This window comes from Nocardia grenadensis NBRC 108939, from assembly GCF_001613445.1.
Lineage (GTDB): Bacteria > Actinomycetota > Actinomycetes > Mycobacteriales > Mycobacteriaceae > Nocardia > Nocardia grenadensis.
The window spans coordinates 52873-64978 of the sequence record NZ_BDCJ01000004.1 but is presented as its reverse complement, the minus strand read 5'-3'; the positions used below and the strand labels follow the sequence as shown (position 1 = coordinate 64978).

Below are 12106 nucleotides of genomic sequence, written 5' to 3'. Positions count from 1 at the left end.
GAACCGGTGTGGTCCCGCCCGGGCCGGCCTACTTGGTGGTGAGATTCGGGCGGGTGGCCCGTTCGATGAGATGCTCGATCAGACTGAGCAGCACATTCTTCGCCGAGACGCGGTCGCGCGCGTCGCACAGCATGACCGGGATGGACGGGTCGAGATCGAGCGCGTCGCGGACCTCGTCGATCGTGTACCGCGGCGCCCCGTCGAAACAGTTCACCGCGATCAGGAAGGGCAGGCCGCGCCGCTCGAAATAGTCGATGGCGGCGAAGGAATTCCCCAACCGGCGGGTATCCGCAAGGACCACCGCGCCCAGCGCGCCCCGAGCGAGTTCGTCCCACAGGAACCAGAAGCGATCCTGGCCCGGGGTGCCGAACAAGTAGAGCACCAGGTCCTTGTCGATGGTGATCCGGCCGAAGTCCAATGCCACCGTCGTAGTGGTCTTGGACTCGACACCGGACAGATCATCGATGCCGGTACTGAGTTCGGTGATCATCTCCTCGGTGCGTAGCGGCGGGATCTCGCTGATCGAGGCCACCATCGTGGTCTTGCCGACGCCGAAGCCACCGGCGATGAGGACCTTCACCGACGCAGCAAGAGCCGGAGCCCCGGGGTCCATCCGGGCAGGGTCAAATTTTTCGGATTCCATCCAGTACCGCTCGCAATATGTTGAAGTCGCCGGGACCGGACTCCATCTGCACTGGAGCCCGGAAGATCAGATGGCCGTCACCGATCAGATCTCCGACGAGAATCTTGGTCACCGCCAGCGGCAGTTTCAAGGCGGCTGCCACCTCCGCCACGGTTTGTGCTTCCGTGCACAGGTGCACGATATCGGTGTACTCGGGTTCGATCCGGCGCAACGGCGGGGCACCACGAGCTTTGACCACGACGGTGAGCATATCCAGATCGTGTCCCGCGCCCACAGTGCGACCCTTGGTGATGGCGTACGGCCGCACCAGAGGTCCGGCGTCGTCGTCGAACCAGGGTTCTCGTGGCCCGGTCATACCCGCATACCCGTCATGGCGCCGTTGCTGTTTCCGCGGTTACCGAGGCTCGGCCCCGGTCCCGCCGCGGGAGCCGGTCGACAGATGGCTGCCGACCCGCTGGACGGTGAGGTTCATCTCGTAGGCCACCATGCCGAGGTTCGCGTCCGCGGCGGCCTGTACGGCGATGCATGCGTTGTCACCGGCCGAGGTGACGAACAGTACGGCGCGATCGAGTTCGATCACCGCCTGCCGTACGGCACCACCGTCGAATCGCGCGCCGGCGCTGCGGGCCAGGCCGTGCAGGGTGGACGACATCGCGGCGAAATGCTCGGCCTCGGTGCGATCCATTTTCGAGGAGTGGCCCAGCAGCATGCCGTCGGTGGACAGTACGACCGCGAGGCGGACTCCCGCGAGTCGCTCGACCAGGTCGTCGAGCAGCCAGTTCAGGTCACCTTGTGTGGAAGTGGACACTTAGCCTTCCTGTTCATCCGGGGATGCGCCATCCGCCGTCGGGTTCCCGGCGGCGGCTTCTGCGGCGGGCAATGGCTTGCGGCCCTGCCGGGTGCCGTTTTCGATCGCCGACATCAGATCCCTGGCCTGTTCGGCCGAGCGTGGCCGCGCCGTTGCGACCGTCCGATCGGCGTCCGAAACTTCCGGTCGCGGTGCGACTTTAGCCTGCCTGCTACGGCGGGGTAAAGCCGGACGACCGTCGGCCAGCAGGGTCGGTTCGGCGGTGGTCTCCGTGGCTTCGGGGCGGGCGACCGGCACCGTGTCGGGTGTACCGGTCGCCGCGGCGCCGGCCTGCTCGGCGGCCTGCTCGGTGTGGTGGGGCCGGTCGGCGAGCAGTGTCGCGATGGTGGAACTCTCGGGGAGGGGGCCGGTGTGGGTCTCCGTGCCGGCCTCGGGCCCCGCAGCCGGGGCACGGGGCAGCCCGGTCAGCGGTGTGGTCTCCTCGGCGGGATCGGTCAGCAGCGTCGCGGGCACGATGACCACCGCCCGGACACCGCCGTATTCGGATTCCCACAGCCGCACCGCGACACCGTGGCGGGCCGCCAGCTGCGCGACGACGAAGATACCCAGCCGCGAATCCTTCTGCAGGGACGCGACCTCGAAGTTCGGTGGGTTCTCCAGGAGTTCGTTGAGGCGGTCTCGATCCTCCGCCGAGATGCCCATGCCCTGATCGGTGATCTCCACGGCCACACCCTTGCCGATCACCGAACCGGTGACCTGCACCCGCGACTGCGGCGGGGAGAACGAGGTGGCGTTGTCGACGAGTTCGGCGAGCAGATGGATGAGGTCGCCGACGGCGTTACCGGCGATCCGGAGTTCGGGGAGCCGGGCCAGCCGTACCCGGGTGTAGTCCTGGGTTTCCCCCACCGCGCTGCGTACCAGGTCTACCAGCGGTACGGGGGCTCGCCACTGGCGGCCCGGTTTCCCGCCACCGAGGATGGTGAGGTTCTCGGCGTTGCGGCGTTCCCGGGTGGCCAGATGGTCGAGTTTGAACAGGATGTCCAGCATGGCCGGGTCTTCTTCGCGCCGTTCGGCGTCGTCGAGGATCTCCAGTTGTTTGTGGACCACGATCTGGCTGCGGTGGGCGATGTTGAGGAAGATCGCCTTCACACCCTCCTGGGTGCGTGCCTCGGTGATCGCGGCATTGACCGCCACGGCATGCGCGTGTTCGAAGGCAGTGGCCACCGCGCCGAGTTCGTCCCGGCCGAAGTCGAGCTTCGCGGCGGCCGCGGTTTCGTCGACGTCCTCCCCGGCGCGCAGGCGTTCGAGCATATCGGGCAGGCGTTCGTCGGCGAGGGCCAGCGTATGGTCGCGCAACCGCACCAGGCGGTGGATGAACCGATTGGCCAGGACCAGCGAAACCCCGAACGCCGCCGCGGACACCACCAGGACCGCCAGGCCGATCAACAGTGACTGATTGGTGGTGCGGGCCGCCGCGTCCAGCGACAACTCCTGCATCAGCTGGTTCTGGCCGTCCCAGAGATCCAGCATCTCCTGGTTGACGTGGTCGGCTGCCGCCTGCCAGGCCGTCAGCTGCCCGGGAGAGAGCGCGGCTGCGGTGCCCTCGGCCCCGCCGACGCTGCGGGCGATGAGTGTGTTCTCGGTGCGGGCCAGCAGTCGCCATTCCGCACTGTCCATCAGGGTGCGCACCCGCTCGCCGATCTCCGGATCCAGCTGGGTGGCCAGCAGGGCGGTTTCGGTGTGGTAGAAGCCCGTCTGCTGGACGAATTCGTCGGGCAGCGCGACCGGGTTGCCGGTGCGCAGCGCCGCGCCGGCCAGGGCGTGGCTACGCGAAGCCGCTTCCAGCGCGTGCATGATGCGCGACACCAGTCCCAGCTGGGTGACCGCTTCCGGGTCCTGCTCGAAGGTGTGCGACAGCTGGGCGCCGGTGTTGAAGGCGTCGAGAACGCGGACGTAGAAGGTATAGGCGTCACCGGTCGGCACCGCGCGGGAGTCGACCGCGGTGCGGATATTGCCGAGCTGCTGGGTAAGCGTGGTGAACGAGCCGACATCGTCGGTGATCTCCGCCGGCTGCAGTTCCCGGATCCGCTGCGCTCCGGCGACCAGATCGCGGAGGGCCTGTTCGGTGTCGGGCCGGACGGCGGCGAGGGCGGCGGCCGCGGTGGGATCTCCGGCGAGATGTGCAAGCGTGAGGCGGCGCTCGTTCTGGACCACCTCGTATACATTGCGAGTGGGACCCGATACCTCCCGTAACGCCTCGGTCACCTGCCGGTTGTGTTGTCCCTGGTCGATCAGATAGCCCGTCGCACCCACACCGGCCACCAACAGGGTCAGACTCGGGATGAGCGCGATGGCCAGGATCCGGGCGCGGACACCGAGCCTCGCTCTGAACATCGCCACAAGTTAACCGTTCGACCGGTTTCCTGCACATCGAATCCCATTGAACAGGACTCACTTTGACACCGAACCCGGCATATGCGGCGTGGCGGCGGCGCCGCCGACCGGGACACGGTGGGTAGATTTGTCTTCACCTCGCGAATACCGACAGGTAGGAGGCGTGATGCCCGTACCGGAACCCGAAGTCTTCGACCGGTTGCGCACTCTGGTCGCGATCGACGCTGCCGCAGCCCGCCCACCTCGGACGATCGACGAGGTCTTCACCGGCAAATCGCTGGGCTCGGTGCCGGTCGGCACGGCCGAGGATGTCGCCGCGGCCGTCGCCCGCGCCCGCGTGGCGCAGTCCCACTGGGCGGCCCGCCCGGCGCGGGAACGCGCCCGGGTGCTTCACCGCTACCGGTCCCTGGTCGTGGCGCAGCGGACGGCGCTGATGGATGTGATCCAGGCGGAGACGGGTAAGGCGCGCTGGGCGGCGCAGGAAGAGGTCATGGGGCTGATGTTCGCCGCGCGATATTTCGCGCGCGTGGCGCCCGCACTACTGGATCAGCGGCGGGTGCCCGGTGCCTTCCCGGTGCTGAACCGCGCCTTCGTCGATGTCCGGCCCAAGGGGGTCGTCGCGGTGATCGCGCCCTGGAATTATCCGCTGGTGCTCTCCCTGGGCGATGCGATTCCGGCGCTGCTGGCGGGCAACGCGGTGGTCCTCAAACCCGACAGTTCGACGCCGTTCTCCGCGCTCGCCGGCGCCGAACTGCTCTACCGTGCCGGGCTGCCCCGGGATCTACTCGCGGTGGTCACCGGCCCCGGCCCGGTAGTCGGCGAGGCGATGGTGGACTGCTGTGACTATCTGATGTTCACCGGTTCCTCGGCCACCGGGCGGACGCTTGCCCAGCGATGTGGCGCGCGGCTCATCGGGTTCTCCGCCGAACTGGGCGGTAAGAATCCGATGATCGTCACCGAAGATGCCGATATCGACCGTGCGGCGCGGGCGGCCGTCCGCGCGTGTTTCTCCAATGCCGGCCAGTTGTGCATCTCCATCGAACGGATCTACGTACAGCGCGCGGTGGCCGAGGAGTTCACCGCGAAGTTCACGGCCGCCGTATCGGCCGCACGGCTCGGTGCCGCCTACGACAACTCGATGGATATCGGCTCGCTCATCTCCGCGACACAGTTGCGCACCGTGACCGACCATCTCGCCGACGCCGTGGCCAAGGGCGCCGAAGTACGCGTCGGAGGTGAGGCGCGACCCGATATCGGCCCACTGTTCTTCGAACCGACGGTCCTCACCGGGGTCACCGAGGAGATGGTCTGCGCGCGCGAGGAAACCTTCGGGCCGTTGGTCTCGATCTATCCGGTCGATTCCGTGGCCGAGGCGGTGGCAGCGGCCGATGACACCGAATATGGGTTGCACGCGAGCGTCTGGGCCGGCGGTCTCGCCGAAGGTGAGCGGATCGCGCGGTTGTTGAAGACCGGCACCGTCTGTGTGAACGAGGGATACGCGCCGGCCTGGGGGACGACCGCGGCGCCGATGGGCGGGACCGGGATCTCCGGTGTGGGCCGTCGGCACGGGCCCGAGGGACTGCTCAAATACACCGAACCGCAATCGGTGGTCTCGACCCGCTTCCTGAACCTCGACCCGCCGCCACTGGTCCCCCGGGACCTGTGGCAGCGGGTGCTGATGACGTTCGCCCGGTCGCTGCGGTTTCTGCCCGGCCGCTGAGGCGCGGTCAGGTCGCGCCGCCGTGGCCGCCGCGTTTTCGACCGTCGAGCGCGGCGGCTTCCGCGGCACTGAGCCGGCGGGCGCGGAGTAGGAAGATCGCGGCCTCCTCCGGCGGCGATCCGCCGTCCGGGTCACCGCTCGGAGCCGGACCGGCGTCGGCGGGAACGTCCACGGTGAGATGTTCGCGCTCGAAACGTGTGTACGCCTCCGCGCTCATCCACAGTTCGGTGTGCCAGGCGAGGCGGCCGAACAGAGTATCGCCCTCGGCGGCGCGGAAATCGCGTATCGGTAGCCAATCCGGTCGTGGATCGGTGGAATCGCGGTGCGGGAGATACAGCAGGATGGGCCCGTGCTGTTCGATCAACTCGCGTAACGCGTTGCGGGCCCGATCGGTGACTGCGACCCGGTCGCTGCGATACGCCATCAGCAGTTCCGTGCCGTGCCGTGGCACCGCGGTGGCGTTAACGAATCGGTCCGATAGAACATCTCGCTCCCTTGTGCATCGTCGCCGTCCCCGGATCGGACGGTCCGGGGATTCGATACACCCGCCGTCCGAGATACCGGCTCATCGCGGCCGGCACTTTTGCGAACACATTCTTGCGTATTGCAGTCGCCGGGGCGAGCGGGTGTCCCTGTTCGTCCGAAAACGCTTGTGGTATAACCCTCTGTGCTCGTAGGCTCGGCACGACTATGCGGCAGGGTCGCCCGGGCGGGCCCGCTCCGATATCTCGGAAACCGATGCGGCCCAGCTCATTTGCGGATGAAGATTCCCGCGATATCGGCCCGTTCGATCGGGGTGTCGGCGTTGGCCTGCACACCGCAGAGCGCGTTGACCGCCGCCATGGACAGATCCACGTTCGTGCCGCTCGGTTCCGCGCCCTGCTGTTCCTCGAGCGCCTTGGTGATGGTGACGCGCTGGGTCTTCTGGTCCTGCTCCACGTACTCGCGGCACGGGGTATCGCCGCCCTTGTTCATGGCCCGTTCGATTTCGGTACAGCCGGCCAGTGTGAGCACGGCGACCGCGATCAGCAGGCCCGTGCGGGCTTTCGTGGTGTTCATCGACAACAATCCTCCTGGTCGGCTCGGGTCGCGCGCGGTGCGGACCCGGGTCCACTTCACTCTATGCCGGGCTTACCCGCCAACGCGGCGGGTAAGCGGCGAGGACGCGGTCGCTGTGGATCCCGCCGGTTGGACCGCGGTCGACCGGCTCGGGCCGGGTCACTGCGGCGGGGGACGGGCGGTGCTCCGGGGTCGGCGCCGAGGAATCCGGGAATGCCGTCGACCACCGAATCGACCAGGGCCGCTGCGGTCGTACCGAACAGGGTGCCGCGCTTGTCCAACTGGCCGTCGAGCCACAACGACGCCAGACCGTGTCCGAGCGCCCAGAGTGTGAGGGTGGTCGGTTCGGCGCGCTCCGGCGGTAGTGCATCGGCGGTCACGCAGTCCTCGACCGTGGCGGCCAGTACGCCGAAGGCGGCTTCGCCGGCCGCGCGGGTAGCGGGGCGTGCCGGACCCGGGCGGGCCGGATTCGGTCCGAGTGGGCGCCGGGTGCCGGCGGCCGGGGTGTGAGGAGGCCGGGATGCTGGTAGCGACATTGCTGATCACCCTGGGTGCGCTGGGGCGCCGGTGGCGCAACGGCCGCACGTCGGGGAAGGGTGCATCGGCCCGGCCGGAGGAGGGATTCCGATGGCGGAATGCGCGGGCCGCAGTGCCGATCGCGCTCACCTCGGTGGGTGCTATCACGACCGCGGTGGCGGTGGTCTGCTGCTGAGAGTTCTGCCGAATGCCGAGTCGGCCTCGGCGGCAGCGGGATTCGATCGTGCGGGGAGTTCGTTGTGCCGGGTCCGGCGCGCGGCGGGAAGTGTGGAACTCGTCTCCGGGCGCCGCGGTAGCCATGCCGATATGGAAGAAATATGTTTTAGATCACACCCGGACTCCGGTGGGAAGGTTCGGGCCTTCGGCTCCGGAAGTCGCGGCGGCCGGGACTCATGGGGTCGGCGTGCGTACCCGACGCGTGACCGGGAATTTGTCAAGTACTCTCGGTTACATGTAAAGGGTGGGTCTGTCATGATCGGCGACGCCCCGGGCACGAGCAGACGAGGAACGCAATGACGCGGCATGTCGACGTACTGATAATCGGAGCCGGCCTCTCCGGTATCGATGTGGCCTGTCACCTGGAGAAGGAGAACACCGGGCGCAGCTATGCGATCCTGGAGCGCCGCACCGCCGTCGGCGGCACCTGGGACCTGTTCCGCTATCCGGGAATCCGTTCCGACTCCGATATGTACTCCTTCGGCTACGGTTTCCGCCCCTGGCGTGGTACCCGCATGCTCGCCGACGGCGCCGGTATCCGGCGCTATATCGCCGAGACCGCCGATGAATACGGCGTGACACCGAAGATCCGGTTCGGCCGCAGGGTGGTTTCGGCGAGCTGGTCCGGCTCCGACAATCGGTGGACGGTTCGAGTGCTCGAGGAAGCGACGGGTGCCGAGGAGATCTGGACCGGTACCTTTCTGGTGGGGGCTACCGGTTACTACGACTACGACAACGGCCACCGGCCGTCCTTTCCCGGCGAGGACGCATTCACCGGGCGGATCGTACATCCCCAGCACTGGCCCGACGACCTGGACTACCGGGACAAGAAGGTGGTCGTGATCGGCAGCGGCGCCACCGCGATCACGCTGGTGCCGGCCATGGTGGGCGAGGCCGCCCATGTGACCATGCTGCAGCGATCACCCACCTATATCGCCTCCATCCCGGGTGAGGACCCGGTGGCGGTCGGGATGACGAAGGCCGGATCCCCCGCCGGGCTCACCTATCAGGTCGGGCGCGCCCGCAATATCGCGGTGCAGCAGGCCGGCTACCAGCTGTCGCGGCGCCAACCGAAGCTGGCCCGGCAGATGTTCCTGAAATGGGTCCGGATGGCGGTCGGCCCCGCGGTGGACATGCGGCATTTCACCCCGGGATACGCGCCGTGGGATCAGCGCCTGTGTGTCGTACCCGACGGCGACCTGTTCAAGGCTCTGCGGCGCGGCGACGCCTCGGTGGTCACCGACACCATCGAGACCTTCACGGAAAGAGGCATCCGGGTTTCCTCGGGCGAGGAGATCGAAGCCGATATCGTCATCACCGCCACCGGGCTGACCATCCAGATCCTGGGCGGTATGGCGCTCGACGTGGACGGTGAACCGGTGGTCACCCGGGACCGGGTCATGTACAAGGGGTCGCTGCTCGACGGCGTGCCGAACGCGCTGATGGTCCTCGGATACACGAACGCCTCCTGGACACTCAAGGCCGATCTGGCCGCCGAGTACTTCTGCCGCGTACTGAACCGGATGCGCGACAAGGGGTACACCCGGTTCGTGGCTCGGGCCGCGGAGTCCGATCGCTCCGAGGCCTCGGTGATGGGCGGGGCGCTGAGTTCCGGGTACATCCAACGCGGTGACGCGGTGATGCCGCGGCAGGGGACCGGCGGCCCGTGGAAGGTGGTCAACAGCTACTTCCGCGACCGTTCCTACCTGCGCAAGAGCCCGATCGAGGACGGCATCCTGACCTTCACCGACCGCGACGGGGCCGAGACCACGCGCTCCGGGGGCCGGACGCGCGGCGCGGCGAGCCGCCTTCCGCTCATCGGTAGCCGGTCCGCCTGAGCCGGCCCGGCCGGCCGCCGGAGGTCATCCGGACCGTGGGAGGGAAGATTCCGGGCCGCACCGCCGATGACGGGAGCCGGTCGGGGGTCGGTGCTCTGGTACGGGAACGGCGGCGGCCGACCGGCCGGCTCCGGCGGTGGGTACCTCGGCTCGGTATCGGCCCACAGTGCGGCCGACCGTGGTGGCTTCGGGCCGGAGACGAGCCCGTAGGCGGGCGGTCCGAGAGATATCGGGCGCTCGCTGGGTAGTTTGATCTCATGACAGAGCGGTTGGTGGTCGTCGGTGGGGACGCGACCGGAATGTCGGCGGCCGCCCAGGCCCGGCGTCACCGGGATGTGTCGGACCTCGAGATCGTGGTGTTCGAACGCGGGCACTTCACCTCGTACTCGGCCTGCGGTATCCCGTACTGGGTGGGTGGCCATGTGCGGGAGCGCGATCACCTGATCGCCCGGACCCCCGAGGAACACCGGGCACGCGGAATCGATGTGCGCCTGCGCCACGAAGTTGTCGAACTCGATGTGGCCGGGGGCCGGGTGCGCAGCCGGGAACTGGCTACCGGTACCGAAACCTGGACCGGCTACGACCACCTCGTCCTGGCGACCGGGGCGCGCCCGATCCGGCCGGCGCTGCCCGGGATCGACGCGCCCGGAGTGCACGGTGTCCAGACCCTGGACGACGGCGAGGCGCTCATCGCGGCATTGGCGGCCGGTACCGGACGGCGGGCGGTGGTGGTGGGGGCCGGATACATCGGGGTCGAGATGGCCGAGGCACTGATCCGGCGCGGTTACGAGGTCACCATCGTGCACAGCGGCGCGCAGCCGATGTCCACTCTGGACCCGGATATGGGTGTGCTGGTACGCGAGGCGCTCCGGGGCCTGGACGTGAATGTGGCCGGGAACAGCGAGGTCACCGAGATCCGCACCGGAGACGACGGCCGCGTCCGGGCGGTGTTCGCCGCCGGTCGCGAACACCCGGCGGATGTGGTGGTTCTCGGGATCGGGGTGCTGCCCGAAACGACACTGGCCGCCGCGGCCGGGCTACCGATCGGGAACCACGGCGGGCTGCTCACCGATTCGGCCATGCGCGTGACGGGGTACGACAACCTCTGGGCCGGTGGAGACTGTGTCGAGGTGCTGGACCTGGTCTCGGGTATGCGCAGGCATATCGCGCTGGGGACGCACGCGAACAAGCACGGTCAGATCATCGGCGCCAATATCGGCGGCGGATACGCGACCTTTCCCGGTGTCGTCGGCACGGCCGTCAGCAAGGTCTGCGATCTGGAGGTGGCGCGAACGGGGCTGCGGGAGAGAGACGCCCGTGCCGTGGGTCTGCAGTACGTCACCGCGACCGTCGAATCCACCAGTCGCGCCGGATATCTCCCGGACGCGCCCGTGATGACGGTGAAGATGCTGGCGGAACGGCTCAGTGGCCGGCTGCTCGGGGTGCAGATCGTGGGCCGGGAAGGGGCGGGCAAACGGGTCGATATCGCGGCCGTGGCGCTGACCGCGGGAATGACGGTGGCGCAGATGACCACACTCGATCTCGGTTATGCGCCACCTTTCTCGCCGGTCTGGGATCCGGTGCTGGTGGCGGCGCGCAAAGCGGTACGAGCGGTGCGGGAGCGCGGGTGAACTCACTCATCGGCGTACCGCGTACTATCGTCGATCGTCAGTACGGAACGGGCGAACGAAGGGGGACGGTGTGCGGACCCGATATATCTGGTTCGTCCGGATCGGCGAGCACCGGAAATTACTCATGAATGTGGCGGCCGGATGAACCCTGACGCGAACACCGGAGACGCCGACCCGGCGGAGATTCTCGACGCGGTGACCGAGCCGGTGCCGCGGGTGCGGGAAACGTTCGACACCCGTCGCCGCGCCGCCGCCGCGGAAGCGACCGTGCCGCGGCAGTCACTGGCCTCGGGCATCCACCGGGTCGCCCTGCCGGACGACGAACTCGCCGAAGTGGTGTGCGTGAACTGCGGGACGCAGAGCCGGGGCCCGCGCTGTCCCACCTGCGAGCATCCGCATCGTGTCCAGGACCGGTTCGAGGCCGATCTGGGTGTCGCCGCTCTGGTCACCGACCGCGGAATCCTGCACGCGCGCAACGAGGATGCCGTGGCCGCCGCGGTGGTACCGGATGACAACGGGAAGCCCGGGACGATTGTGCTGGTGGTTTGCGACGGAGTCTCCTCCTCACCGGATCCGCAGGCCGCCTCGGGCACTGCTGTGCGCACCGGGGTCGATGCGTGTGTGTCCGCGCTGGCCGGTGACAGAACGGCCGAGGAGGCCACCGCCGCGGGGATGGCGGCGGCCTCGGAAGCGGTGCGCAATCTGGTCGGCCCCGACGGTGACGCACCGTCGTGCACCTATGTCTCGGCGATCGTGCGCACCGAAACCGGGGGCCATATCTCGATCACCGTCTCGAATATCGGCGACAGCCGTGCCTACTGGCTGGCGGCCGGCGAGCCCGCGGCCGGACAACCGGCCCGACCGGGTCATCCGGAGGTGCTGGCCGGGGCGCAGAAGCTCACCCTGGACGATTCGTGGGCGCAGACGCTGGTGGAAGCCGGCGCCATGGACGAGAAGGCCGCCATGGCCGATCCTCGGGCGCACACCCTGATGCGTTGGCTGGGAGCCGACGCCGGGCAGCAGCCGTGGTCCGCGGACAGTATCCGTACCTACTACGTGGATACGCCCGGATCGCTCCTGCTGTGCACCGACGGACTGTGGAACTATCTACCGGGCGCGGCCGATCTGGCGCGGCGCGTGCTCGGCGTGCCGATCACCGAAGGCGCGCGGGCGCTCGTAGACTACGCCGTCGTCTGTGGTGGCAGCGATAACATCACAGTCGCGCTGACCCCGATTCCCGCCGCCGGATGATCTGTCGGC

12 protein-coding genes are annotated in these 12106 nt (G+C 68.4%); 5 read left to right on the top strand and 7 right to left on the bottom strand.

The annotated features are described in order from the left end of the window. Window positions 1-28: 28 nt before the first annotated feature. Genes NGR01S_RS05295 through NGR01S_RS05280 form a run of 4 tightly spaced genes read right to left on the bottom strand, consistent with a single transcriptional unit; the run spans window position 29 to window position 3845 of the window. A complete protein-coding gene (locus tag NGR01S_RS05295) occupies window positions 29-613 on the bottom strand; it encodes a GTP-binding protein (RefSeq protein WP_036512093.1) in 585 nt (194 codons plus the stop codon). A 10-nt stretch (window positions 614-623) separates the two neighbouring features. After that, entirely contained in the window at window positions 624-998 is a 375-nt protein-coding gene (locus tag NGR01S_RS05290) for a DUF742 domain-containing protein (RefSeq protein ID WP_063035057.1), read from the bottom strand. A gap of 39 nt (window positions 999-1037) precedes the next feature. Continuing rightward, window positions 1038-1451 carry a roadblock/LC7 domain-containing protein gene (locus NGR01S_RS05285; RefSeq protein WP_063035056.1) on the bottom strand — a complete coding sequence of 138 codons (414 nt, stop codon included), beginning with the start codon at window positions 1449-1451 and terminating at the stop codon, window positions 1038-1040. Further along, entirely contained in the window at window positions 1452-3845 is a 2394-nt protein-coding gene (locus NGR01S_RS05280) for a sensor histidine kinase (protein ID WP_063035170.1), read from the bottom strand. 166 nt (window positions 3846-4011) lie between these two features. On the opposite strand from NGR01S_RS05280, the gene NGR01S_RS05275 reads away from it, so the two are divergent. Next, the gene (locus NGR01S_RS05275) at window positions 4012-5565 is read left to right on the top strand and encodes a succinic semialdehyde dehydrogenase (protein ID WP_063035055.1); all 1554 of its coding nucleotides are present in this window, start codon (window positions 4012-4014) and stop codon (window positions 5563-5565) included. 7 nt (window positions 5566-5572) lie between these two features. Here NGR01S_RS05275 and NGR01S_RS05270 read toward each other — a convergent pair whose 3' ends face one another. The 3 genes from NGR01S_RS05270 to NGR01S_RS05260 form a co-directional block, all read right to left on the bottom strand. Continuing rightward, entirely contained in the window at window positions 5573-5989 is a 417-nt protein-coding gene (locus NGR01S_RS05270; protein ID WP_157107134.1) for a DUF779 domain-containing protein, read from the bottom strand. Between the two features lie 326 nt (window positions 5990-6315). Beyond that, the gene (locus tag NGR01S_RS05265; RefSeq protein ID WP_063035053.1) at window positions 6316-6624 is read right to left on the bottom strand and encodes a hypothetical protein; all 309 of its coding nucleotides are present in this window, start codon (window positions 6622-6624) and stop codon (window positions 6316-6318) included. A gap of 56 nt (window positions 6625-6680) precedes the next feature. Beyond that, window positions 6681-7160: a TetR-like C-terminal domain-containing protein gene (locus tag NGR01S_RS05260; RefSeq protein ID WP_063035052.1), complete on the bottom strand. Its 480-nt coding sequence runs from the start codon at window positions 7158-7160 to the stop codon at window positions 6681-6683. Here NGR01S_RS05260 and NGR01S_RS05255 point away from each other — a divergent pair. From NGR01S_RS05255 to NGR01S_RS05240, 4 genes are all read left to right on the top strand, one after another. Continuing rightward, the gene (locus tag NGR01S_RS05255; RefSeq protein WP_063035051.1) at window positions 7145-7336 is read left to right on the top strand and encodes a hypothetical protein; all 192 of its coding nucleotides are present in this window, start codon (window positions 7145-7147) and stop codon (window positions 7334-7336) included. The two genes, NGR01S_RS05260 and NGR01S_RS05255, sit on opposite strands and share 16 nt — an antisense overlap. A 337-nt stretch (window positions 7337-7673) precedes the next feature. Continuing rightward, on the top strand, window positions 7674-9215 hold the full coding sequence (locus tag NGR01S_RS05250; protein WP_063035050.1) for a flavin-containing monooxygenase: 1542 nt from the start codon (window positions 7674-7676) through the stop codon (window positions 9213-9215). A gap of 257 nt (window positions 9216-9472) precedes the next feature. Further along, window positions 9473-10846 (top strand): FAD-dependent oxidoreductase, encoded by a 1374-nt coding sequence (locus tag NGR01S_RS05245; RefSeq protein ID WP_063035049.1) that lies wholly within the window; start codon window positions 9473-9475, stop codon window positions 10844-10846. Window positions 10847-10987: 141 nt separating this feature from the next. After that, window positions 10988-12097 (top strand): PP2C family protein-serine/threonine phosphatase, encoded by a 1110-nt coding sequence (locus tag NGR01S_RS05240; protein WP_063035048.1) that lies wholly within the window; start codon window positions 10988-10990, stop codon window positions 12095-12097. Window positions 12098-12106: the final 9 nt, after the last annotated feature.

Excerpts from the sequence above, each read along its gene's own strand:
- NGR01S_RS05275 (WP_063035055.1), top strand. The coding sequence starts at position 4,012 with ATGCCCGTACCGGAACCCGAAGTCTTCGACCGGTTGCGCACTCTGGTC.
- NGR01S_RS05260 (WP_063035052.1), bottom strand. The coding sequence starts at position 7,160 with ATGTCGCTACCAGCATCCCGGCCTCCTCACACCCCGGCCGCCGGCACC.
- NGR01S_RS05240 (WP_063035048.1), top strand. The coding sequence starts at position 10,988 with ATGAACCCTGACGCGAACACCGGAGACGCCGACCCGGCGGAGATTCTC.
- NGR01S_RS05255 (WP_063035051.1), top strand. The coding sequence starts at position 7,145 with ATGCTGGTAGCGACATTGCTGATCACCCTGGGTGCGCTGGGGCGCCGG.
- NGR01S_RS05245 (WP_063035049.1), top strand. The coding sequence starts at position 9,473 with ATGACAGAGCGGTTGGTGGTCGTCGGTGGGGACGCGACCGGAATGTCG.
- NGR01S_RS05270 (WP_157107134.1), bottom strand. The coding sequence starts at position 5,989 with ATGGCGTATCGCAGCGACCGGGTCGCAGTCACCGATCGGGCCCGCAAC.
- NGR01S_RS05250 (WP_063035050.1), top strand. The coding sequence starts at position 7,674 with ATGACGCGGCATGTCGACGTACTGATAATCGGAGCCGGCCTCTCCGGT.
- NGR01S_RS05265 (WP_063035053.1), bottom strand. The coding sequence starts at position 6,624 with ATGAACACCACGAAAGCCCGCACGGGCCTGCTGATCGCGGTCGCCGTG.
- NGR01S_RS05295 (WP_036512093.1), bottom strand. The coding sequence starts at position 613 with ATGGACCCCGGGGCTCCGGCTCTTGCTGCGTCGGTGAAGGTCCTCATC.
- NGR01S_RS05280 (WP_063035170.1), bottom strand. The coding sequence starts at position 3,845 with ATGTTCAGAGCGAGGCTCGGTGTCCGCGCCCGGATCCTGGCCATCGCG.
- NGR01S_RS05290 (WP_063035057.1), bottom strand. The coding sequence starts at position 998 with ATGACCGGGCCACGAGAACCCTGGTTCGACGACGACGCCGGACCTCTG.